The organism is Paraburkholderia guartelaensis (assembly GCF_004353905.1).
Lineage (GTDB): Bacteria > Pseudomonadota > Gammaproteobacteria > Burkholderiales > Burkholderiaceae > Paraburkholderia > Paraburkholderia guartelaensis.
Window position 1 is genome coordinate 40360 of the sequence record NZ_SMOD01000021.1, and the last position, 22814, is coordinate 63173.

The following is a 22814-nucleotide window of genomic DNA, read 5'->3' on the forward strand; positions in this document are numbered from 1 at the left end:
TCGCGCGGTTTTTTTGCGCAACCAGGCATTTCGTAGAATAGGCGCTGCGCGGTGCCCGGAGTTCCGCCGCCGCGCCCGATTCGTGCGGCACCGCTCTCTCGATTTCCCGCGCGGCCGTCCCGCCTCGATCTCCAACTCACGCCCGAGACCCGCCCATGGCCCGCATTGTCCCCGACGACTGGCAGCATCTCGAAGCGACCGGCGCCGCCGCGCGCGAGCGCGAAACGCTCGCCGCGCTCGCGCGCGGTTTGCCGAACGGCTACACCGTCTATCACGGCGTGCACTGGACGCGACTCTCCGAAGGCTTTTCGGTCTTCGGCGAGGCCGATTTCGTGATCGTCAGCCCGGCCGGGCGCGTGATGATCGTCGAGCAGAAAACCGGTTTCTTGCGCGAAACGCCGGGCGGCCTCGTCAAGGCGTACATGCAAACCGAGCGCAACGTGGCGATCGCGCTGGCGCGCACGGTCGAAGGGCTGCACCGGCGCTTTACGGCGTCGTTCGGCGCGGGCACCTACGTGCTCGAAGAGCTGTTCTACTGCCCCGACCACGTGGTGCGCGAGCCCGCCATCGCGGGCGTGAACCCGGCGCGCATTGTCGACGCCACGCGCAAGGCGCAGCTCGCCGCCATCGTGCTCGAAGCCATGCCCGCCGACGAGCCGCGCCTGCCGTGCGCCGCGAAGATCCATCACTTTCTCGCCGACGAACTTTCGCTCACGCCCGACACCAGCGCGCTGGTGGGCGCGGCGGGCACACTCGTCACGCGGCTCGCGGGCGGCCTCGCCACGTGGGCGCGGCGGCTCGAAATCGATCCGTTCCGGCTGCGCGTGATCGGGACGGCGGGCTCGGGCAAGACGCAACTGGCCGTGCAGGTCATGAAGGACGCGGTGGCGCGCGGCGCGCGCACGCTCTACGTGTGTTTCAACCGGCCGCTCGCGGATCACATCGCGCAGCTCGCGCCGCCCGAGGCGAAGGTGGCGACCTATCACCAGCTATGCGACTGGGTTGCGCGTGACGGCGGCCACGTGCCCGACTTCGGGAGCCCCGGCGCATTCGACGACCTCGTGCGGCGCTTCGGCGAAATGCCGATTTCCGAGCGCTGGCAGTTCGACGTGCTGATCGTCGACGAAGGGCAGGATTTCCAGCAGCCGTGGGTCGGCGCGCTCGGGCGTCTGCTGCGGCCGGGCGCAGCATGGTGGTGGCTCGAAGATCCGCTGCAGAACCTGTACGTGCGCGAGCCGCTCGCGCTGGCGGGCTGGACCGTGCTGCGCGAGAACACCAACTACCGCAGCCCGCGCGATATCCTCGCGTTCCTGCGCGACGTGGCCGGACCGACCGTGCCCGCCATCGCGCAGCTCGCGGCGGGGAGTCCGTTCGACGGCTCCGAGGTGACGGTGGCGAGTTGGGATGAGCACGAAACCGGACCCGGCGCGGAACCCGGGGTGGTTCTGGCCACGAAACGCGCCATTACGCAGGCGCTTTCGCTCGGCTTTCGCAAGCAGGACATCGTCGTGCTTTCTTATCGCGGACGCGAGCATTCGCTCTTCGCGACGCTCGATCAGCTCGGCCCGCACCGGCTGCGCAGCTTCACGGGCCAATACGACCTGTTCGGCAATCCGCAGTATCGCGAGGGCGATGTGCTGCTCGATTCGATCTACCGCTTCAAGGGACAGTCCGCGCCGTGCGTGATCCTGACCGAGGTGGACTTCGAGTCATTCGACGAGCGCGCCGCGCGCAAACTCTTTGTCGGCGCGACGCGCGCGGCCATGAAGCTCATCGTGGTGGCGTCGCCGCGCGCCGCGCGGTTCATCGAGGGCCAGCGCGGCGGCGTCTGAGCGCTGTCTCGCTCAGCTCCAGGCCGAGGCGCCGATCAGCGTGCCCGTGCGCGCCTGGGCGTTCCACCAGATCACGCGCAAGAGCGGTGCGCTCTGGGCGATCAGGATGGCCTGCACCGGATCGCTCTCGATGAAGTGCGTCACGCCGCTGCGGATGGCCGCAGCGGCCTTGTGCGCAGCCACGGCCGCGGCCGTGTCGTCGTGCTGGTCCGGCGTGCGCATGATCAGTTCGAGGTGCCCGAAGCCGTGGCGTTCGAGCCAGGCGAGCGTGCGCTCGCGGTCGATCTCCGGACGCCCCGTGATGATCGCGCGGGTGCGCTTCATGTCGATGCCGGGCAGGCGCTCGAACGGCACCAGCTCATCGCGCTCGGCGAGCGCGGCGACGAGGTCTTCGTCGTAGCGCGCAACCGGGATATCGGGGAGCAGGACGCCGTCGAGATCGATGGCGTAGACGGCGTACTCGTGGTCGTCGGCCATGCGCGTGCCTTCGCCTTCGGTGTCGCGGATCCAGTCGGCGCGATAGCGGTCGGTGTAGGCCTGGCGCTCCCAGGGGAAGAGCGCGAAATAGCCGCTCGCGTCGATCGAATAATCGGGGCGCAAACGGCTGAGGTCGTCATAGGCGCCGGTGAGCGTGCGCACGACGAGCCCGTGCTCGGTCAGAAATGCGATGCAGTCCACGAGCGTATGGCCACGCCCCGCGATGTCCTCGCAGAGCAGCACTTTCGAGCCCGGTTCGGGCAGCGGCAACGTGGAGTCCCAGCGCACTTCGCGCGTGGTGCGGTCGTAGCGCAGGAATGCGACACCCGCTCCCGTTGCGTGCGAAACCATCAGCGCGAGCGGCGCGCCGCCGCGCAAAATGCCGACGACGAGGTCGAATTCCTCCGCGATCAGCGCCGGTTGCAGCGACTCGACCCAGTGATCGAGCTGTTCGTAGGTGAGCGGAACGACAGGTTTATCCATGGGTTGAAATGGGTGACGAAGCCCGTGATCGGCAACTGCGCGACAAATGCGCAACGCGCGTTTCCGATAGCGGTGTACGAGAAAAAGACGGCTATTGTCAGCACAATGTTTGACGATATTATGCCTATGCTCACCGGCGCCTGCTGGCATGGCGGGCGGAGGTAGCAGGAAAACGAGGGTAAAGCAGCAGGAAAAAGTGGCGCATTGCCGAAAAATGTGGCGCAGCGCCGCGCAAAGACACACGAAAACGACGCGAATCATCGCGCGAAAGGGCTCGGGCAAGATGTGGCAATGGATGGGATGGCCAGGCTGGCGGCGCTGGGCCGCCGTGGCGGGGTTCGCGCTCGTGGGCGCGGCGCCGCTTTTTGCACACTCCGCGCAGGCGCAGGGTTCTGCGGGTTCGCTCTCGCTAGACGTGGATGGCGAGGTGCGCGTGACCAACAACGCGTCCCACACGGCGTATCACTTCAGCGAGGCGCAGCTGCTCGCGCTGCCCGCGCATTCGATCACGACGGCCACGACGTGGACGCCGCGCTCGACTTTCACGGGCCCGCTGCTTTCAGACGTGCTCAAGGCCGTGGGCGCCTACGGCAGCCAGATCGAGATCCACACGCTCGACGACTACACCTGCGTCGTGCCCGTTGCCGACGCCGCACGCTACGGCGTGGTGGTCGCCTACGAGATGAACGGCCAGCGCCTGAAGGTGAGCAATTTCGGCCCGTTGTTCCTGATCTATCCACGCGACCAGCATCCGCTCGAGCTGGACGGCGCGGCGGGCGACTCGAAGTTCGCGTGGCAGATCAAGTCGATGACGATCAAGCGGTGAGTAGCGGGTGATACAACGTCCCTTGCGACGCCTGCTGCAGGCGATCATCTGGATGGCGGCGCTCGCGCCGCCCGTGGTGGCGGTCGGCTATCTGCTCTATGCCAACCTGCTCAATCCGCAGGTCGTGCAGCGCATCACCGGCAACTACGACGGCCTCTACTGGGACGCCGCGCAGCTTCAGATCGCCTACGCGCGCTTCGAGAGCCAGTTGCTGATGTTCGCGGACGGCATCGACCGCGATCTCGACAAGGTGCGGCTGCGCTACGAGGTGCTGCAGTCGAAGCTCAATGTGATGAAGGGCTCGACGCTCTCGCTCGACTCGACGCCCGGCCTCAAGCGACGCCAGGACGCCGATCTCGCCATTCTGGCCGCGACGATCTCGCCATTCGAGGCCGAAATCGCCACCCTCGCGGACAACCCCGAACGCGCCGTGCCGATGCTCATGGCGCTCGACCTGCACTGGACCCAGGTGACCGACCTCGCGCTGAACCGGCGTTTCGCCGACGTGACCGAGCGCGAGGCGATCCGGCACGATTTCATCGCCAAGCGCCGCGAGCTGTTCGCGTCCGGGCTCGTGCTGCTCGTGCTTTCGGCGGCGGCGGGCGTGCTGCTCGTGATGAACGGCTACCGGCGCACGCGCCTCTTGCACCAGCAGCACGCGGCCCTCGAAGCGGAGCACCAGGCGAGCCGGGCCGCGCGCGAGGCGAGCATGGCGAAGGACGCCTTCCTCGGCATGATCAGCCACGAACTGCGCACGCCGCTGCACGCGATCGTCTCGTCGATCGAACTGCTTGGCTTCAACTCGCATTCGGAAGCCGACCGCAAGGTGATCCAGCGCCTCGAAACCGCCGCGCGCCAGCTCGAAGCGCAGATGAAGGACTTGACCGACTACGCGCGTCTCGGCGCGGGCAAGCTCGAATTGCGGCAGGAAGAGTTCGAGCCGCGCGAGCTGCTGCAATCGATCGTCGACGAGAACGAGCAGGCGGCGCGCGCGCGCGGGCTCGTGTTCGAGCATGCGTGGGTGGGACCACAGCGGCGCGTGGTGGCCGACCCGCATCGTATTCGCCAGATCGCCGGCAACCTTGTGACGAACGCGATCCGCTACACGGAGCGCGGCAAGGTGCGGCTCGAATTCTGGCTGCAGGCGCCCGCGCGGGTCGCGCGGCCATTGCAGGATGAGGAAGGCGCGGCGAGGCCGGCTGGCGGCGACACGCTCGTGATCGTCGTCGGCGACACGGGGCCTGGCGTGGCGGCGGACCAGATTCCGCTCATCTTCAAGGAGTTCACACAGCTCGACACGTCGCGCTCGCGGCGCTACGAGGGCGCGGGGATGGGGCTTGCGATCGTGCGCGGCCTCGTCGAATTGTTCGGCGGGACGATCGAGACGCAAAGCCGCGTGGGCAAAGGCACGACCTTCACCGTGCGCATTCCTGTCACGCCGGTCGAGCCGCCGGCGCCCGCGGCCGTGGCCGAAGCGGCGCAGCCCGCGCGGGCGCTGCCGCAGGTGCTCGTCGTCGACGACAACCCGCTCGTGCGCGATTCGCTTTGCGAGATGGTCGCGCACATGGGCTACCGCGCGCTCGCGGCCGGTGACGCCGACAGCGCGCTCGCGCTGCTCGCGCACGAAGCCTGCGACGTGGTGCTGCTCGACCTGCACATGCCGGGCCGCGACGGGTACGACTTCGTGGCGGGGCTCAGGGCCGCGCAGGACGTGCTCGGGCAGCCGCGCGTGATTGCGGTGAGCGCCGACGTGGCGGGGCTGGCGGCGCTACCGGACAATGCGGGCAAGACCCCGGGCGGCGAGGGCGCGCCGTTCTTCGACCGGCTCACGAAGCCGGTGCATTACGAAGTGCTGCGCGCGGCGTTGCAGCGCGCGCTGAGCGCGCCGCGCGCGGCGGCCTGAAAGACCTGGGAGCGGGCTAGTGGGCGATGTGCGGCGTTAGCCGCGGTTGAGCCGCTTCGAAAGATCGGCGACGAGAATCGCCATGCGCGCCGGCTTTTCGTAGCAGGCCACGTTGTAGTGGCGCACCACCTGGCTGATCTCCGACTCGCTGGCCTTGCCGGTCAGCAGTTCGCCGGTGAGCACGAAGATGGGCGCATCGGGGTTCTCGGAGGCGCGCACGCTGCGGATCGCCTCGGCGGCGGTCAGGCTGCCGAACAGCCAGTCGATCACCACGCCGTCGAACACGTTGTTTTCGAGCGCTTCGTTGAATGCCGTGAGGCCGTAGAGCGCGAGCGCCGTGTAGCCGCTGTGCTCGAGGTAGTCGCGCAGGTTGTCGGCGGAGGACTGGTCGTCGTCCACGACGGCGATGAGCGGTTTGTCGGACTCGGCGCGGCGCGGGTAGATCTCGATCTTGTGGACTTCGCGCGCGTTCTGGTAGAGCGCGCCGTCCGGGCGTACCACGCGCCACTGGCCCTGCTTTTCGTACGCGACGAAGTCGGGGCGGCTGCCCGCCTCGACGGGTGCGCCGATCCACGCGGTGCAGGGCAGCTCGGCGGCGCTGACACAGAGCATCGCCTCCTGAGCGCTCGCCCCGACCATGCCGGGGTCGAGCAACTGCGCGCCGAACAGCTGGCCCGCGGGTTCGCCGAACGCTTCGGCCACTTTCTTGATCTGCGCGAGCGTCCACGGGCTGTTGCCGCGCAGCTTGCGGTGCCCCTGTGAAAAGCTCAGGTCAAGAATCCGGCACAGCTCGGTCGTTTGCTGACGCTTGCCGATGCCGTGACGGCTCATCAGCTCGCGTACGCGCTCCGCCACCGAGGCCGAGTCGGTTGTGTATGCAACGTTCGACATACTGCTCAAAGGAGGGATTCGTGGATTCAGTTTCTGATTCATCATGCCGTGGCGCCGCGGGGCCGGTCTGACCTGACCTCGCGCGGCCTGCGCACGGGAGCACGATATTCTAAACGCATAAAATGCCAAACGACGGCGTTATTTTAGCCAAATGTAATGCGGCGCCGAATCACGAGAATGTAAGCGTATATTCGGCCTGGATTACGCGCGGCTTGCGGTATTCGCGGCATTGCGGGGACGGCGCGCGGCTGCGAAGATGCACGATTTTGAGCGCCGTGCGCTCGCGCGCGGAAGATCAACCATACAGGTGCGAGGGGTATCGTTTGGACGACGTGCGCAACGGCGGGACATGGCGGCATGAGGGCGTGCCGTATTACAGCCAGTGGGGCAGCGCCGACTGGGTGGCGCCCATCGTCGAGCGCGGCGCCGACCCGTGTGAGGACCCGCACTGGCGCGCGAGCGGCTTCACCGAGGCCGACGCCTATCGCTTCTGGGCCAAGCGCCTGTGCGGCTTGACCTGCCTCGAGTCGGCGCTCGACTATTGGGGCGTCGCGCATGCGCCGCGCGCCCAGATGCTCGAAGAGGCGTTACAGCACGGCGTGTATCGCGTGCGTGAAGATGGCGGCGTGGACGGGTTGATTTACCGGCCGTTCGCCGGATGGGTGGAAGCCGCGTTCGGCGTGCACGTGGAGGTGATGATCGACGAGGACATTGCGGCGAGTGCTGCGCGCGTTGATGCCGATACGCTTGCCATCGTCTCTGTGAGCCCCGAGATTCGCTACCCCGAACGGGAGAATCCCGGGCAGGGCGGCCACTTGATCCTGCTGCACGGACGTGGCGACGGCGGTGTGTGGTTTCACAATCCGTCGGGGGTTGCGCCGTATCAGGCTGATGTCTGGTTGCCGTATGAGACGGTTGCGCGGTTTCACGCGCGGCGGGGTATGGCGATTAGGCGGCCGCGCTGAAGGCGTGTGGGTTTGTTTTTTTGTGGTTCCTGGCTGCTTTGGCCTTTCCTTGTTTTCGCGGCGGTCTGCCTGGGTCGCCCCTGTGCGGGGCGGCACCTACTTTTCTTTGCAGCGGCAAAGAAAAGTAGGCAAAAGAAAGCCGCTCACACCGCTAGCGCCTGCCACCGTTCACATCTGGCCATACATGGTGAATGGCTCCGGAGCGTCTGTCACCCCGCACCTTCAACGGTAGTGACAAGGCGCTCATCCTTCCGGCGGCGCTACGCGCGCCGAAGGGCATAACCGAAAACCATTGGTGCGCGTGCGTTTTCGCGAATGCTTGTTCGTACCATCCGGTTTCCCATGCAGACCCGACCGCAGCGCGCGTAGCGAGCAGCGGGATGAATGACTGCCTTGTCACTCAGTTAGGTGGTGCGAGGTGACAGACGCTCCGGAGCCATTCACCATGTACGACGAGATGTGAACGGTGGCAGGCACTGGCGGTGTGAGCGGCTTTCTTTGCCTACTTTCTTTGCCGCCGCAAAGAAAGTAGGTGCCGCCCCGCACAGGGGCAACACTTGCATACCGACGCGAACACAAGTAAAGGCCAAAGCTAAAGGCCAAAGCAAAAACTTAAACGCTCAGACCGACGCCAACTGCAGCCCCTCCAACAACTGCCGCACCCGCGAAAGATCACGATTGATCGCGCCAGCATCCTCAAACAACTCCGCCAGCCAGTCGACAAACACGCGCACACGCGGCGACAACTGGCGCGACTTCACAAACGCCACCGAAACGGGCGTAGGCAGCGGCTTCCACTGCGGCAGCACCTCCCGCAGCGCACCGCTATCCAGGTACGGCTGCGCCGCGAGCAGCGGCGGCTGGATGAGCCCATAGCCCTGCAGACCGCAGGTCAGGTAGGCGAACTCGTCGGAGACGTGCACAAACCCGTCCACCTTCACCTTGGTCGGACTGCCCTCCACCTCGAAGTCGAACTCGAACGGGCGGCCCGTGAGCGGCGAGAGGAAGTTGACGACCGGATGCTGCGCGAGATCGTCGAGCGTTTGCGGCGCGCCGTGCCGCTCGAGGTACGCGGGGCTTGCGCAGGTCACGTGCTCCAGCACGCCGAGGCGCCGCGCCGCGAGTCCCGAGTCGGGCAGCTCGCCGAGCTGGATGCTGCAATCCACGCCCTCGCCGACGAGATCGACGTTGCGCAGGCTCACGCCGATCACGAGGTCGATCTGCGGATAGCGCGCGTGGAAGTCGTCGAGCGCGGGCAGCACGATCGCATTGGCGATGAGGCCGGGCATCTCCACGCGCAAGCGCCCGCCAATCGCGCCGGGCGACTGGCGCACGCTCGCTTCGGCATCGTCGATATCGGCGAGGATCTGCGAGGCGCGTTCGTAGTACGCGGCGCCTTCGGGCGTGAGCGAAAGGCGCCGCGTGGTGCGCACGAGCAATTGCGTTCCCAGCAGCGATTCGAGGTTTTGCATCAGCGTAGTAGCGCTGGCGCGCGGCATATCGAGTGACTGCGCGGCTTTGGTGAAACTATTGGTGTCGACGATGCGCACGAACGTGCGCATCGCCTGGATGCGGTCGATCACGGGCGAGCTCCTGACAATGGGCTTGAGGCTTGAACGAAATCCGCGCTGCTGCAGAAAAAGGGTGAGCCGCGTAGCGATGAATGCGCTTCGCGGTGCCGGCGTCTCGCGGAAAGCGACGCTCAGCGGTTAAACAGCCATGACGATTGGATGGCGGCGAATGTGACGCCGGCTCGACTACGGGAGGCCAAAAAAGGAGGCCTCGAAGGGGAAGGGCTGGCGGGCCATCCGGAACGGATGGCCCGGCGGGGCAGGGTGTTACGTCTGGATGCGCGGCGCTTGTTTGCCGCGCTGCGTGCGCGTTACTTGCGCAGCGAATCGAGGTCGATCACGAAGCGGTACTTCACATCGCTCTTGAGCATGCGCTCATAGGCGTTGTTGATGTCCTGCATCTTGATCATTTCGATATCCGACGTAATGCCATGCTTGCCGCAGAAGTCCAGCATTTCCTGGGTTTCTGCAATGCCGCCGATCAGCGAGCCCGCCAGACGGCGGCGCTTCAGGATCAGGTTGAATACTTGCGGCGACGGGTGATCGTGCTCGGGCGCGCCCACCAGCGTCATCGTGCCGTCACGGCGCAGCAGCTCGATGAACGGGTTGAGGTCGTGCTGCGCGGCCACGGTGTTCACGATCAGGTCGAAGCTGTTGGCGTGCGCCTTCATCTGCTCCGGATCCTTCGAGATCACCACTTCGTCCGCGCCAAGGCGCTTGCCGTCTTCGATCTTCGAGGGCGACGTGGTGAACAGCACCACATGCGCGCCCATCGCATGCGCGAGCTTCACGCCCATGTGGCCGAGGCCGCCGAGACCCACGATGCCGACCTTCTTGCCGGGTCCCGCGCCCCACGTGCGCAGCGGCGAATACGTGGTAATGCCCGCGCACAGGAGCGGCGCGGCCGCGGCGGCATCGAGGTTCTCCGGCACGCGCAGTACGAACGCTTCGTCCACCACGAGCTGCGTCGAGTAGCCGCCGTAGGTGATGTCGCCGCTCACGCGGTCGGCGCCGTTATAGGTGCCGACCCAGCCGTTCTCGCAATACTGCTCGAGGCCTTCGGCGCAGCTCGGGCAGGTGCGGCAGGAGTCGACGAGACAGCCCACGCCGACGAGTTCACCCACCTTGTACTTCGTGACGCCGTTGCCGACTTCGGCCACGCGGCCGACGATCTCGTGGCCCGGCACGACCGGGTAAATCGTGTTGCGCCATTCGTCGCGCGCCTGGTGCAGGTCGGAGTGGCACACGCCGCAGAACAGCACGTCGATACGGACGTCGAGTTCGCGCAGGTCGCGGCGCTGGAATTCGAACGGGGCGAGCGGCGAGGCGGCGTCGCGGGCGGCGTATCCGTAAGTTGGGTACATGTGTTGGCTCTCCTCAAGTACATGGGTGTTGCGGCAGGGTTCCCATCGTAAGGATCGGGACCCACCCAGGGAATACCTGAAGCTATCGAAGACTTGCCTGATTCTCCTGGCGCGCAGCACATCGAGGGGTTCGGTGATAGATTGGCAAGCCTGTTCCTCTGCCTGTCTTCATCTTTTGGGGCACAACCGATATGGGCTACGTCAAAACCCTCGCCGCGGCGGCCATCGCGCCGGCGGCCGCCACGCAGGCGCGCACGGTCGACCTGCTCATGCAAATCACGCAGCGCGACGGCGTGCACGCCACGGCGGTCGAAGGCGTGCGGCTCTACCGCGGCAGCGAAAGCCATCCGCGCCAGCCGGTCATGTACGAACCGAGCATTTTCATCGTCTGCCAGGGGCGCAAGCGCGGCTTCCTCGGCGACCAGGTGTTCATCTACGACGCGCAGCAATACCTGGTCCTCTCGGTGCCGATGCCGTTCGAATGCGAGACCGAGGCGAGCCCCGAGAAGCCGATTCTCGCCATTTCGATCCGCGTCGATCTGACGACCGTCGCCGAACTGCTCATGGCGCTCGACGACCCGCGCCGCGCCGTGTCCGAGCCCTCGGGCATCTACGCGACGCCGCTCGACGCCACGCTCTCGAACGCCGTGCTGCGCTTGCTCGAAGCGCTCGCGCAGCCGTATGAGGCGCGCATTCTCGGCCCTTCGATCGTGCGCGAAATCTGTTATCGCGTGCTCATGGGCGAGCAGGGCGACGCGATTCGCGCAGCGCTCACGCATCAGCACCACTTCGGGCGTATCGCGAAGGCGCTGCGGCGCATTCACACCGACTACCGCGGCGACCTCGACGTCGAAACGCTCGCTTCGGAAGCGGGCATGAGCCTTGCCGTCTTTCATGCGCACTTCAAGGCTGTCACCTCGACTTCGCCGATGCAGTACGTGAAGACCACGCGCCTGCATCATGCGCGGCTCCTGATCACGCACGACGGCCTGACCGTGAGCGCGGCGGCCACGCGCGTGGGCTATGAAAGCGCGTCGCAGTTCAGCCGCGAATTCAAGCGCCTCTTTGGCATGAGCCCGGCCGACCAGATGCGCCGGGCGCGCGACGCCGCCGCGGCCGCGGCCGCGCCGCGCATCGAGGTGCTGCCGCCGCGCTATGTGACGGCCGTGTGAAGTTGACGCGCGGGCGCATCGGCATTCGATTCGCACATCGAAACAATGACGCAAGGGTGACACGACGATGAAGCCATGCCTGCTGGTCCTGATACTGCTTGCCGATGAAGACCTCGCCGGGTTTGGCGAACAATTCGATGTGATCTACGCGCCCGATGCCGATGCGCGTGCCAAAGCGGTCGCGGAACGCGGCAAGGACGTGCGTGTGGTGCTCACCAACGGCACGACGGGCCTCACCGCCGACGAAATCGATCGTATGCCCGCGCTCGAACTGGCGGGCGCGCTAGGCGCGGGCTACGAAAATATCGCGCTCGACCACGCACGCGAGCGTGGCATCGCACTGTGCAATGGCGCGGGCGTCAATGCCGACTGCGTCGCCGACCACGCGCTCGCGCTGCTGCTCGCGGCCGTGCGCGCCGTGCCGCAGTTCGACGCTGCGTGCCGCACCGGTGTCTGGCGCGACGCGCTACCCATGCGCCCCACCGTCACGGGGCGGCGGCTCGGCATTGTCGGGTATGGGCATATTGGCGAGAAGGTCGCGCGGCGCGCGGCGGGCTTCCGCATGGAACTCGGCTATCACAACCGCAAGCCGCGCGAAGGCGCTCAGGCGCGCTACTTCGAAAGCGTGATGGCGCTTGCGCAATGGAGCGACTTTCTCGTGATTGCGACGCCGGGCGGCGCGCATACGAAGCATCTGATCGACCGCGCCGTGATCGAGGCGCTGGGGCCGCAGGGCTTTCTCATCAATGTGTCGCGCGGCAGCGTCGTCGATACGGCCGCGCTTGCCCTCGCGCTGAAGGCGGGGGCGCTGGGCGGCGCGGGGCTCGACGTCTACGAGGGCGAGCCGCAGCCGCCCGCTGCGCTCATCGGGTTAGACAACATTGTGCTCACGCCGCACGTGGCCGGCACGTCGCCCGACGTGCGCACCGCCACGGTGCGCCACTTCGCCCAAAACGCGGCGCGGCACTTCGCGGGCGAGACACTCCTCACGCCGCTCTGAAGGCGGCCGTCGGGGGCTTTTGGCGCCTCGCATGCGCCGCGTTGTGTATGCCACCGCGCGCGGACGCCGGCATCGTATGACGTATCATTCCTTCTGTGCGAGCCACAATCGCTGTTCGAGCGGCCGCTAATGACCACAACGGCCATGAACCTGGCGCGCCACCCTGCCCATTTGCACATCCGGGCCGTGACGCCAGGGCGGTGATATCGAAGGCTCAAAAATGAAAACGCTGATTGGCGCACTGCACGAGCACGCGGCCCATGTGGTGAACCGCTTCTACGAGGAGCTGGGCCGCCTGCCCAAATCCCGCCGCATCCTCGAAATGCTTTCGGGTGCGGAACTCGCGCACCTCAAGGCGCGCCAGATCCAGAATCTCCTTGCCCTCGCCAGTCTCGGCCTGACCGCGCGCGAGCACGAGGACATGGCGCAGCGCATCGGCCGCATTCATGCCATTGTCGGGCTCGACAAGGAAGAACTCGTGCGCAGCCGCGGCATCCTTCAGGAGCTGATATACGCCGACGTCGGCCGGACGGTGAGCACGCAACAACTCTCGCTCTACGCGCGCCGCCTGACCGCCGACCTTGCATGGCAACTCAAGGCGTATCAGGCCGTACAGGACTCGCAGCAGGAAGCGCTGTTGCGCATCACGCGTCTTGTGTGGGAGGCGGGCAGTTACACGAATTTCATCGACCAGGTGATCGCCGCGCTGGCGGAGCACGACGAAGTGAGCGCCTGCACCATCGGACGTCCCGACGAAGCGGGCATTTTTCACTTCGAGGCCGGCGCGGGCGGCAAGACGGAAGGCGGCATGCTCAACGTGCTTGCCGCGCACGATCGGGAAATCAGCGTGCGCGCCGATCATCCGCAAGGGCAGGGCGCCATCGGGCGCGCGTGGCGCAGCGGCAAGCCCGAGCGCGTCGTCAACTATCAGACCGATCCGCTCGTCGCGCCGTGGCGCGATCTCGCGGCGCGCGAGGGCGTGCGCTCTTCGGTGTCGATTCCGCTGGCCGCGCCCGGGCAGCCGCCGCTCGCCGTGCTGAGTCTGTATAGCGCGTTTCCGGGCGGCTTCGTCGGGCCCGATCAGGTGGCCTTCGTCGATTTGCTGCAAACGCTGCTCGGCTGCGCCGCGACGCGCATCCCCGGCAACGACGGCCTGAGCGCCGCGGTGCCGGTGAGCGTGCGCCAGCATTGGGCGGCGCTCGTGCGCACCGGTGCGCTGGAAATGCACTATCAGCCACTGCTCAGCCTCGCAACGGGCAAGTCGACCAAGGTCGAAGCGCTGGCGCGACTGCGCGACGGCGAGCGTCTGCTCGTGCCCGACGTGTTTCTCTCGGCGCTCTCCTCCGACGATCTGCTCGCGCTGTTCGCACGCGGCATCGAGCAGGCGCTCGCCGACCGCGAACGCTGGTACGCCGGGGGCCGCGACCTCGATGTCTCGATCAACTTGCCGCCGGCGGCACTCAACGACATCCGCTATTTCGAAGCCACCCGCACCGCGCTGGCCGCGCACCGGTGCCCGGCTGCGCGGCTCACGCTGGAAGTTCTGGAAAACGAAGCACTGTCGCTGAGCCAGGGGCAGCGCGCCATTCTCGCGAAGTTCCGTGAGCTGGGCGTGCTGCTCGCGCAGGATGATCTCGGAGCGGGACATAGCGGCCTCACGCGCCTGCGTGAATTGCCGTTCGACTGGATCAAGCTCGACCGCGAGATGGTGAAGGTGAGCGGCGGCGATGCGCTCAGTATGCTGCGAGTGATCTACCAGTTGACGCGCCTCGGCCATTCGCTCGGCAGGCGCGTGCTTGCCGAAGGCGTCGATACGCTCGACCTCCTGCGCGCGCTTGCCATTCTCGGCGTGGACGGTGCGCAGGGCTATGTCATCGCGAAGCCAATGGAAGGCACACGTCTCATCGAATGGCTCGACACGACGCCGGCCTTCGCCGCGACCGCGAACGTCGAAAGCGGCGCCGGAACGGAAAGCCTCCTGGCGCGGCTCGCCCGCTTCGTGATCTGGGAAGAGCGCATGCTCTTGATCGCGGCGGTGCCCGAAGCGGCGTGGGACCTCTTGCGCGCCCTGACGCGCGAAGAAGGCGAGGGCGGCCGCGCGCCGCTCGCGCAGTCGCTGGCGGGCTTCGGCGACATACTGCCTGCGGGCGCGCAACGTGATGCGTTGCATCGGGAGGTGGTCGGCGCACTGCTGACCGAAGGCCCGAACAGCGAAGCGTGGCGCGTTGCGCTGAACAGGCTGATCGAGGCCATCACGGCGGCCGGATAGGCGCGGGCGTCAGTCCTGCAGCGCGAGCCCCACGTCGCTTTGTGCAGCCGACGACTGCTTGCGCTGCAGCACCGCGATACACACGAGCGAAATGCCCGCAAGCGCGCTGTAGAACAGCGCCAGCGGCCACCACTGACCCGGATAGTCATGCGCGAGCAGCGTGCCGACGAGCGGAGTCAGGCCACCCGCGAGCGCCGCGCAACATTGGTAGGAGATCGAAATAGCCGAGTAGCGCACGCGCACCGGGAACGCATTCGTCATGAAACCCGCCATGACCGCGTACGAGCTGCACATGCACATCACGGCAATTGCAATGCCAACCACGATGGCGACCGGGCGACCAGTGGAGACGAGCACGAACATCGGGTAAGGCGAAATCATGGCCAACGCGGCGGCCAGCACGAGGAATCGCCCGGCGCCCACACGCTGGGCAAACCAGCCGGAGAAAAGCTGCGTAAAAAGCTGGATGAACGCGACGACGAACAGGCAATCCAGAATCAGCCCGCGGTCGAGTCCGAGCGTTTGCGTCGTGTAGTTCAGCATGAAGGTGTTGACGAACCACGCGCCCGCCACGCCGATCACATTCGCGCCGAGACACAGCAGCACGGCGCGCCACGAGTCGCGCAGCACTTCGACGATCGGCATCGCGGCGGTGCGGCGCTGCGTCTTGATCGCTTCGAATTCCGGCGACTCGCCCACGCCCGATCGAATCAGCAGGCCCACCACGAGCAGCACCGCGCTGGCGATGAACGGCAAGCGCCAGCCCCATGCAAAGAGCGCATCCTTGTCGAGATGCGCGACGCTGCGAAAAGCCAGCAGCGCGAGAATCAGGCCGGCCGGGCTGCCGAGTTGCGCAAACGAGGCAAGAAACGTGCGCTTTTCCTTGGGCGCATGCTCGCCCGCCATGAGCACCGCGCCGCCCCATTCGCCGCCGATCGCAATGCCTTGCGCCACGCGCAGCAGCACGAGGAGCGCCGGGGCGAGCGCGCCGGCGCTCGCATAGGTCGGCAGGAAGCCGATACCCACGGTGCCGACACCCATGATCGACAGCGTGGCGACGAGCGCTTTCTTGCGGCCGATACGGTCACCCAGATGCCCGAACACGAGCCCGCCGAAGGGGCGCGCGAAAAAGCCCACGGCGAAGGTGCCGAACGAGGCGAGCGTGCTGTAGAACGGCTCGTGGGAAGGGAAGAACAGCTTGCCGAAGATGAGCGCCGAAGCGGTGGCGTAGATGTAGAAGTCGTACCACTCGATGGTGGTGCCGACAAAGGCGGCGAGCGAAGCGCGGGCAGGCTGGCGCGCAGGGGTGGTGCCGGGGCGGGTCATGCATGTCTCCTTGATCGGGGTGAGCCGGCTTGGGCCGGTCTGTATTCCGTTGGGGTGGGATGGAACGCTAGGCGCTTACCGTCGTTTCGGGCTCCTTGAGAATGCCGGCTTCGAAGAGCCGCTGCTGGGTGTCGGCGTCGATGCCGAGCGCGTCCATCACGGCGCGTGTGTCGGCGCCGAGCGCGGGCGGCCGCGTGCGATAGGTCGGCGGCGTGCGCGAGAGCTTCACGGGCGCACCCGTGCCGCGATAGCCATCCATCTCGACGATCATGCGGCGGTGCTGCGTGTGCGGATGCGCGGCCACCGTGTCGACGGTCTGCACCGGGCCGCACGGCACACCGGCCCGAATCAGGTCGCGCGCGAGCGGGTCGCAGTCGTGCGCAGTAAGCCGCGCTTCGAGCGCCGCCTTGAGTTCCGGCCGATGCGCGCAGCGGCTGCGGTTGTCGGCGAAGCGCGGGTCGTCGGCGAGATCGGGCACACCCAGGTGCGCGCAGAGCTTCGCGAACTGGCGGTCGTTGCCCACGGCCAGGAAGATAGGTGCGCTTCCCGTTGCGTAGCTGTCGTACGGCGCGATGTTCGGGTGCGCGTTGCCGCTGCGCTGCGGCGTGCGGCCATTGCCGAAATAGTTCGGCAAATGCGGATGCAGGAGCGACACGCCGCAATCGTAGAGCGCGATATCCACCGACTGCCCGAGGCCGCTCTTTTCGCGCTCGGCCAGTGCGAGCAGAATGCCGGCGAGCGCGTTCAGGCCCGTGACCATGTCCACGATCGGCAGGCCGACGCGCAGTGCGGGGCCGTCGTGCTCGCCGTTCACGCTCATCAGGCCCGTCATCGCCTGAATCGCGGCGTCGTAGCCGGGCAGGCCGCCGAGCGGGCCGTCCGGACCGAAGCCCGAAATTGCGCAGTGAATCAGGCGAGGAAAACGAGGACGCAGATCGCGCTCGTAGTCCATGCCCCAGCGCGCGAGCGTTCCCGGCTTGAAGTTTTCGACCAGCACGTCCGCGCCTTCGAGCAACTGCCACAGGATCGCGCGACCTTTTTCGCGCGAGAGATCGACGGCGATGCCCTGCTTGTTGCGGTTCACGCCAACGTAATACGACGCCGTATCGCCGACGAAGGGTGGGCCCCAGCCGCGCGTTTCGTCGCCGTCGGGCGGTTCGAGCTTGATGACTTCCGCGCCGTGATCGGCGAGCGCCTGGGTGCAGTACGGACCGCCCAGCACGCGGCTCAGATCGATCACGCGCAGTCCATGCAGTGCGCCGTTCACCGTAGTTGCTTCGGATGCCTTTGTTGTAGTCATCGCGCGCCGCCCCGGTGTGCCGGAATCAGTTGCACGGCTTGCTCGAGCGTCAGCGCGCGTTCGTCCACGAGCGCACGCAGCGTTGCGGCGTTTTTGTCGCGTTCGTCGAGCGCGAGCGGGTCGCGCGGCAGCAGCTTGTGGCGCACGAGCAGGTGCGCGAACGCGAGGCGCCGGTAATCCGGGGCGTCGTGCGAAATCTGCGCGGCTTCGCAGGCCATGAGGGCAGCTGTCGTGGCGTGATAGAGCGCGCTCGCGGCCTGGCGCACCGACTCGTCGCGGCCGCATTCGGCCACGCTCACGAGCGCCGCGCCCGCGCGGTCGAACACGTCGCGCAGCAGCGCGGTACTTGCTTCGGGCAGGCCGCTTTGCGCAAGCTCCGCATGCACGTGCTGGGTCAGCGCTTCGAGCGCGCCTTCGCGCTTCGCCGCGCGCGCCACGTCGAGCGCGACGATATTGCTCGTGCCTTCCCAGATCGAGCCGAGATGCGCGTCGCGCACGAGCCGCGGGTCGCTCCACTCCTCGATATAGCCCACGCCGCCGCGCACTTCCATGGCGTCGCCGGTGACGCGGCGCGCGTCGCGGCAGGCGCGAAACTTGATGAGCGGCGTGAGAATGCGCACGCACTTCGCCGCGAGTTCGTCTCCGGCATCGGCACGCGCGAGCAGCGTGGCGATGCGCATGAACATCGAGCGCGCCTGTTCGGCGGGCAGGATCATCTTGAGCAATTGACGCTGCATGAGCGGCATTTCGATGAGCTTGCGGCCGAACGCCTCGCGGTTGCGCGCCACGTGAAGCGCCTCGGTCACGGCGCGGCGCATGAGGCCCGCCGCGCGCACGCCGTTCGACAGTCGCGACATGTTGATCATGTCCGCCATCTGATGAAAGCCGCGGCCCACCTCGCCGATCAGGTACGCCTGCGCGCCTTCCAGCACGATCTCACCGCTCGCCATCGAGCGGCTGCCGAGCTTGTCCTTCAGGCGCACGATGCGATAGGCGTTGCGCGTGCCGTCGGGGAGCGTCTTCGGCAGCAGGAAAAGCGCGAGGCCCTTGATGCCGGGCGGCGCGTCGTCGGGGCGCGCCAGCACCATCGCGAGATCGGCGTCGGCGTTCGAGCAGAACCACTTGTCGCCATGAAGACGCCATACGTCCTCGCCATTTGCATCGCGCTCACGCGTGGCGCGTGTGGCGATACGTGCCACGTCCGAGCCCGCTGCCTGTTCGGTCATGAACATCGCGCCCTGGTAGAGCGTGTCGAAGTCCTGCGAGGCGAGCATCGGCAAGTAGCGCGCAACGAGTTCGGGCGAGCCGAAGCGGCGCAGCGTGCGCGTGAGCGAGTCGGTCATGCTCACCGGGCAGCACAGGCCGAACTCGGCCTGCACGAACAAATAGGTGAGCGCGTATTTGACGAGCGGTGCGGGCGCATTCTCGCGATGGCTCATGGCCGCGAGGCCAAGCTCCGCGTAGGCGACGCGTTCGAGCGCCACGTAGTCGGGATGCTTGTCGATGCGCTGGATCGCTTCGCCGCTGCGCGTGCGTTGTTCGAGCGTAGGCGGATGCTTGTCGGCGACGAGCGCGAACGCGTCGAGTTCATCGGAGGCGCGCTGACCGAGCGCGATGAGGCGCGCTTCGATCGCGCCGAATGCGGCATCGCCGAGATAGCTGCGTAAAAGGGGCGCGAAGCCGGGGTCGCTCGTATAGAAGTTGATGCCACGGCTATCGGGAATGTTGGCCGAGCCGCTGACCTGTGCGGGCTGCGTGGCGAAGGCGGGGCGATCGCTCATCGTGTGCTGTCTCCATGCTGTTTTGCTCTGTGATTCGGCGTAGCTTAGGCGCGGCTTCGATAACGGTCCAATACAACCGATGTCATGTACGATAAGCGCCATCTATCGATGGAGCGCCGAAGGAGGCTGCCATGGAACTCAAGCAACTGCGCTATTTCGTGGCGGTAGCCGAAGAACTGCACTTCGGGCGCGCGGCGCGCCGGCTCTTCATTTCGCAGCCGGCGCTGAGCTTCGACATCCGCAAGTTCGAGGAACAGCTAGGCGTGCAACTGCTCGAACGCACCAACAAGGCCGTCGCGCTGACCAACGCGGGCAACGTGCTGCTCGAAGAGGCGCGGCGGCTGCTGGAGCAGGCCGACGAAGTGCGGCGCATCGCGGCGCGCTCCGCGCACGGGCTGGCGGGGCGGCTGCGCATCGGCTTCGTCAATTCGATGCTCTATCGCGGGCTGCCGGAGGCGGTGCGGGGTTTCGAGGCCGATCATCCCGCCGTGGAAGTGGTGCTGCGCGAAATGAACACGGCAGAGCAGGTGCAGGCGCTGCAACGCTTGCAGATCGATCTCGGCTTCGCGCATTGGGGGCGCTTTCCGGCCGAAGTGCAATCGGAGGTGCTGTTTGCCGAGCCGTTTCTCTGCTGTCTGCCCGAAGGGCATAAGCTCGCGCGCAGGCGTCGGATAGAACTTGGCGCGCTTGCTCGCGAACCGTTCATCCTGTTCCCGCGCTCGGTGTCGCCGCACTATCACGACCAGATCATCGCGACTTGCGTGGAGGCCGGTTTCAGTCCGCAGATTCGTCACGAAGCGCGGCTCTGGCAAACCGTCGTGACGATGGTGGAGTTCGGCATGGGCGTCGCGCTCGTACCCGCCGCGCTGGGAGCCACGGGCGGCGGGCGTGTCGTATTTCGCCCGTTGGCTAGCAATCCTTACGAATCGCAGGTACTAAGGCTCGGGCGCAGTGGTGAGGCGAATGCGCTGGCGCAAGGGTTCGCGGGGTATCTTGGCGGGCGAAAGGAAAGCAGGGCGGACACCATGCCGCCCCGGAGTTGAGCGCCAGACCTCAACCGCAAGTGCCGATCTCTCCGCACGCCGTGCAGAAGTCGCATCCGTCTTTGCGGATCACTGCATTCGCCCCGCACGATCCGCACTTGCGGCCGAGCATCGCGTGAGCAAACGCGTGCTGGGTATCGGCGGGCAGCGCGTTGTCGCCGTCCAGCACCTGTTCGCCGGGATGTTCCGCACCGGCCCGCGCGTTGCCGGTGAATTGCGCGGGCAACGCACCGGCGCGTCGCTGCGCGAGCAGCCGTGACGGCACTTGCCGCCCCTCGGCATCGAGAAAGCCGCGCCGATGCAGGATCTGCTGGATTGCGTAGGCGATGGCCGCGACCTCGGAGTCGTGCCACAGCGGAATGCGCCGGCCGTCCAGACGTTGCGTCTCGCCGTAGCGCACCTGGCCGCGATCCCACGACACCTTGCGCAAATCCTGCAGATTGCGCGCGACGAACCCGCCTCGCGCCGCGAGCGAGAGCGAACGCATGGTCGCCGTGATCCATTGCTGCTGCTCGTCGCGCTGGCCCACGGGGATGAAGAATTCGATAGGCCGCTCGATCGTCACGGCTTCGCCGCCCACATGGCCCGTCACTTCGAGAAACGACACCGCCACGTAGAGCGACACCTTGCCCGTCTGCGTGATGTACTCGATCTTTTCGATTACCGCGGGCAACTCGCCCTTGGGCCGGTGGTCGATCGCCACGCGTAGCGGGTCGAGCAGGGCGTCGCCGAGCGCGTCGTCGGTGCTTGCCGCCGTTTCGGGGGGCAGCGTTTGCAGCACCGCACCGAGCGTCTCGTTCGGCCGGTAAGTTGCGAGTCCCTTGAGGCCGCGTCGCCATGCGTCGAGATAGAGGTTTTCGAAGTCTTCGAACGGATAGTCGGCGGGCACGTTGACGGTCTTCGAGATCGACGTGTCGACGTACGGCTGCACGGCCGCCATCATCGCCACGTGTTCCTGTGCGCTCATTTCCAGCGCGCTCACGAAGTACGCCGGCAATGCGCTCACGTCACCGCCCAGTTCGCGGTACATACGCCACGCGTGGTCTTCGACGTTGAACGTTTCGCGGCTGCCGTCGGCCATGCGGCGCGTTCGCTGATAGGTCCACGAGAACGCGGGCTCGATGCCGTTCGAGACGTTGTCGGCGAACGCGAGGCTCACCGTCCCCGTGGGCGCGATGGAAAGCAGATGGCTGTTGCGGATGCCGTGCGTACGGATCTCGGACTTGAGGTCGTCGGGCAGGCGCGAGGCGAAGGTGCCTTCTTCGAGGTACGTCCGCGCGTCGAACAGCGGAAACGCGCCGCGCTCGCGCGCAAGCTCGACGGAGGCGCGATAGGCGGCGTCACGCATCGTGCGTCCTACGCGCGCGCCGAATTCGCAGCCTTCGGGCGAGTTGTAGCGGATGCCGAGCATCACGAGCGTGTCGCCGAGTCCCGTGAAGCCCACGCCGATACGCCGCTTGGCCGCCGCCTCCGCCTGCTGCTCAGGGAGCGGCCAGAGCGTGGCGTCGAGCACGTTGTCCAGAAAGCGTACCTGGGTGCCCGTGCGTTCGGCGAGCTGATTCCAGTCGAAACTTGCCTTGCCGCCGCGCACTTGTGCGAACGGCTCGGTCACGAAGCGGGTGAGGTCGAGCGGTCCGAGGTTGCAGCAGCCGTACGCGGGCAGCGGCTGCTCGCCGCACGGGTTGGTCGCGCGGATGGATTCGAGCGCGCGCAGGTTGTTGTCCTCGTTCATGCGCGAGATGAACACCACGCCCGGCTCGGCCACGTCGTAGGTCGAGCGCATGATCGCGTCCCACAGCGCGCGGGCGCGCGTTTCGGCGTAGACCCACAGGCCGTCGTCGCGGCGCTGCAGGTCGCCCGAGGCGCGCAGCGCGGGCGAGGGCTCGGCGCGATGCACGAGCTGCCAGGGCGCGTCGTTTTCCACGGCGCGCATGAATTCGTCGGTCACCGCGACCGAGACGTTGAAGTTGTTCCAGCGCCCCTTCGAATGCTTGGCCTCGATGAATTCGGGCAGGTCTGGGTGATCGCAGTCGAGCACGGCCATTTGCGCGCCGCGCCGTGCGCCCGCGCTTTCCACGGTGCGGCACGAGGCGTCGAACACGTCGATGTAGCTGCACGGGCCTGATGCGCTCGATCCCGTCGACTTCACGTGTGCGCCGTGCGGCCGGATCGCCGAGAAGTTGTAGCCCACGCCGCCGCCGCGCCGCATGGTTTCGGCGGCCTGGAGCAGGGCGACGTAGATGCCGGGGCGGCCTTCGTCGTCCACGCCCTGGATGCTGTCGCCGACCGGCTGCACGAAGCAGTTGATCAACGTGGCTTCGATGCCGGCGCCCGCCGCGCTCATGATCCGCCCCGCACCCAGCGCGCCGTTGCGCAGGTTGTCGACGAAACGCGCCTCGACCTCGGCGCGCAGCGCAGGCGGCTCGACCTGCGCGACGCCGCGCGCGACGCGGCGGTAGATGTCGTCGGCGGTCTGCTCGTCGCCTTTGGCGTACTTCTCGAGCATCACGTCGAGCGAGAATTGCTGCGGGGGAAACGGAAGCGGGGGCGTGTTTTCTGCCATGACCGGGCCTCGCGAAGCGCCGCACGGAAGGCGGCGGTTGAAGGGCGT

At 66.8% G+C, this 22814-nt stretch carries 16 protein-coding genes; 8 read left to right on the forward strand and 8 right to left on the reverse strand.

The window, feature by feature from the left end:
• The first annotated feature begins 155 nt into the window (after window positions 1-155).
• A complete protein-coding gene (locus tag E1N52_RS25300) occupies window positions 156-1832 on the forward strand; it encodes an ATP-binding domain-containing protein (RefSeq protein ID WP_133185522.1) in 1677 nt (558 codons plus the stop codon).
• 12 nt (window positions 1833-1844) lie between these two features.
• On the opposite strand, the gene E1N52_RS25305 is transcribed toward E1N52_RS25300, so the two are convergent.
• The gene (locus E1N52_RS25305) at window positions 1845-2792 is read right to left on the reverse strand and encodes a phosphoribosyltransferase (RefSeq protein ID WP_133185524.1); all 948 of its coding nucleotides are present in this window, start codon (window positions 2790-2792) and stop codon (window positions 1845-1847) included.
• A 295-nt stretch (window positions 2793-3087) separates the two neighbouring features.
• Between E1N52_RS25305 and E1N52_RS25310 the strand changes: the two genes are divergently transcribed.
• Together E1N52_RS25310 and E1N52_RS25315 are read left to right on the forward strand one after the other, a co-directional pair.
• The gene (locus E1N52_RS25310) at window positions 3088-3618 is read left to right on the forward strand and encodes a putative pterin-binding protein (protein ID WP_133185526.1); all 531 of its coding nucleotides are present in this window, start codon (window positions 3088-3090) and stop codon (window positions 3616-3618) included.
• A gap of 52 nt (window positions 3619-3670) precedes the next feature.
• The gene (locus E1N52_RS25315; protein WP_133185644.1) at window positions 3671-5521 is read left to right on the forward strand and encodes an ATP-binding response regulator; all 1851 of its coding nucleotides are present in this window, start codon (window positions 3671-3673) and stop codon (window positions 5519-5521) included.
• A 36-nt stretch (window positions 5522-5557) separates the two neighbouring features.
• Here E1N52_RS25315 and E1N52_RS25320 read toward each other — a convergent pair whose 3' ends face one another.
• On the reverse strand, window positions 5558-6412 hold the full coding sequence (locus E1N52_RS25320) for a helix-turn-helix domain-containing protein (protein ID WP_133185528.1): 855 nt from the start codon (window positions 6410-6412) through the stop codon (window positions 5558-5560).
• A 323-nt stretch (window positions 6413-6735) separates the two neighbouring features.
• On the opposite strand from E1N52_RS25320, the gene E1N52_RS25325 reads away from it, so the two are divergent.
• Window positions 6736-7377 carry a C39 family peptidase gene (locus E1N52_RS25325; protein WP_246089214.1) on the forward strand — a complete coding sequence of 214 codons (642 nt, stop codon included), beginning with the start codon at window positions 6736-6738 and terminating at the stop codon, window positions 7375-7377.
• A 620-nt stretch (window positions 7378-7997) separates the two neighbouring features.
• Here the strand turns inward: E1N52_RS25325 and E1N52_RS25330 are convergent.
• Window positions 7998-8960 carry a LysR family transcriptional regulator gene (locus E1N52_RS25330; protein ID WP_133185532.1) on the reverse strand — a complete coding sequence of 321 codons (963 nt, stop codon included), beginning with the start codon at window positions 8958-8960 and terminating at the stop codon, window positions 7998-8000.
• Window positions 8961-9259: 299 nt separating this feature from the next.
• Entirely contained in the window at window positions 9260-10312 is a 1053-nt protein-coding gene (locus E1N52_RS25335) for an NAD(P)-dependent alcohol dehydrogenase (RefSeq protein WP_133185533.1), read from the reverse strand.
• A 191-nt stretch (window positions 10313-10503) separates the two neighbouring features.
• Here E1N52_RS25335 and E1N52_RS25340 point away from each other — a divergent pair, with 191 nt between their 5' ends.
• From E1N52_RS25340 to E1N52_RS25350, 3 genes are all read left to right on the forward strand, one after another.
• Entirely contained in the window at window positions 10504-11484 is a 981-nt protein-coding gene (locus E1N52_RS25340) for an AraC family transcriptional regulator (RefSeq protein ID WP_133185535.1), read from the forward strand.
• Window positions 11485-11551: 67 nt separating this feature from the next.
• A complete protein-coding gene (locus tag E1N52_RS25345) occupies window positions 11552-12484 on the forward strand; it encodes an NAD(P)-dependent oxidoreductase (RefSeq protein WP_133185537.1) in 933 nt (310 codons plus the stop codon).
• A 220-nt stretch (window positions 12485-12704) separates the two neighbouring features.
• A complete protein-coding gene (locus E1N52_RS25350; protein ID WP_133185539.1) occupies window positions 12705-14753 on the forward strand; it encodes an EAL domain-containing protein in 2049 nt (682 codons plus the stop codon).
• Between the two features lie 9 nt (window positions 14754-14762).
• On the opposite strand, the gene E1N52_RS25355 is transcribed toward E1N52_RS25350, so the two are convergent.
• The 3 genes from E1N52_RS25355 to E1N52_RS25365 all read right to left on the reverse strand — a co-directional run bounded on the left by E1N52_RS25355 (window position 14763) and on the right by E1N52_RS25365 (window position 19160).
• Window positions 14763-16079 (reverse strand): MFS transporter, encoded by a 1317-nt coding sequence (locus E1N52_RS25355; RefSeq protein WP_133185541.1) that lies wholly within the window; start codon window positions 16077-16079, stop codon window positions 14763-14765.
• A 67-nt stretch (window positions 16080-16146) separates the two neighbouring features.
• The gene (locus E1N52_RS25360; RefSeq protein ID WP_133185543.1) at window positions 16147-17379 is read right to left on the reverse strand and encodes a CaiB/BaiF CoA transferase family protein; all 1233 of its coding nucleotides are present in this window, start codon (window positions 17377-17379) and stop codon (window positions 16147-16149) included.
• On the reverse strand, window positions 17376-19160 hold the full coding sequence (locus tag E1N52_RS25365) for an acyl-CoA dehydrogenase family protein (RefSeq protein ID WP_133185545.1): 1785 nt from the start codon (window positions 19158-19160) through the stop codon (window positions 17376-17378). The genes E1N52_RS25360 and E1N52_RS25365 overlap by 4 nt, the downstream gene beginning before the upstream one ends.
• A 131-nt stretch (window positions 19161-19291) precedes the next feature.
• Here E1N52_RS25365 and E1N52_RS25370 point away from each other — a divergent pair, with 131 nt between their 5' ends.
• Entirely contained in the window at window positions 19292-20203 is a 912-nt protein-coding gene (locus E1N52_RS25370; protein ID WP_133185546.1) for a LysR family transcriptional regulator, read from the forward strand.
• A 10-nt stretch (window positions 20204-20213) separates the two neighbouring features.
• Here the strand turns inward: E1N52_RS25370 and E1N52_RS25375 are convergent, their stop codons facing one another.
• Complete coding sequence (locus tag E1N52_RS25375) at window positions 20214-22766, reverse strand: adenosylcobalamin-dependent ribonucleoside-diphosphate reductase (protein ID WP_133185548.1); 2553 nt, start codon at window positions 22764-22766, stop codon at window positions 20214-20216.
• Between the last annotated feature and the right edge of the window lie 48 nt (window positions 22767-22814).

What these genes read in the sequence shown, in the direction of transcription:
- E1N52_RS25320 (WP_133185528.1), bottom strand. Translation starts at nt 6,412, where the DNA reads ATGTCGAACGTTGCATACACAACCGACTCGGCCTCGGTGGCGGAGCGC.
- E1N52_RS25335 (WP_133185533.1), bottom strand. Translation starts at nt 10,312, where the DNA reads ATGTACCCAACTTACGGATACGCCGCCCGCGACGCCGCCTCGCCGCTC.
- E1N52_RS25300 (WP_133185522.1), top strand. Translation starts at nt 156, where the DNA reads ATGGCCCGCATTGTCCCCGACGACTGGCAGCATCTCGAAGCGACCGGC.
- E1N52_RS25310 (WP_133185526.1), top strand. Translation starts at nt 3,088, where the DNA reads ATGGGATGGCCAGGCTGGCGGCGCTGGGCCGCCGTGGCGGGGTTCGCG.
- E1N52_RS25340 (WP_133185535.1), top strand. Translation starts at nt 10,504, where the DNA reads ATGGGCTACGTCAAAACCCTCGCCGCGGCGGCCATCGCGCCGGCGGCC.
- E1N52_RS25315 (WP_133185644.1), top strand. Translation starts at nt 3,671, where the DNA reads ATGGCGGCGCTCGCGCCGCCCGTGGTGGCGGTCGGCTATCTGCTCTAT.
- E1N52_RS25365 (WP_133185545.1), bottom strand. Translation starts at nt 19,160, where the DNA reads ATGAGCGATCGCCCCGCCTTCGCCACGCAGCCCGCACAGGTCAGCGGC.
- E1N52_RS25350 (WP_133185539.1), top strand. Translation starts at nt 12,705, where the DNA reads ATGAAAACGCTGATTGGCGCACTGCACGAGCACGCGGCCCATGTGGTG.
- E1N52_RS25375 (WP_133185548.1), bottom strand. Translation starts at nt 22,766, where the DNA reads ATGGCAGAAAACACGCCCCCGCTTCCGTTTCCCCCGCAGCAATTCTCG.
- E1N52_RS25360 (WP_133185543.1), bottom strand. Translation starts at nt 17,379, where the DNA reads ATGACTACAACAAAGGCATCCGAAGCAACTACGGTGAACGGCGCACTG.
- E1N52_RS25345 (WP_133185537.1), top strand. Translation starts at nt 11,552, where the DNA reads ATGAAGCCATGCCTGCTGGTCCTGATACTGCTTGCCGATGAAGACCTC.
- E1N52_RS25355 (WP_133185541.1), bottom strand. Translation starts at nt 16,079, where the DNA reads ATGACCCGCCCCGGCACCACCCCTGCGCGCCAGCCTGCCCGCGCTTCG.
- E1N52_RS25305 (WP_133185524.1), bottom strand. Translation starts at nt 2,792, where the DNA reads ATGGATAAACCTGTCGTTCCGCTCACCTACGAACAGCTCGATCACTGG.
- E1N52_RS25370 (WP_133185546.1), top strand. Translation starts at nt 19,292, where the DNA reads ATGGAACTCAAGCAACTGCGCTATTTCGTGGCGGTAGCCGAAGAACTG.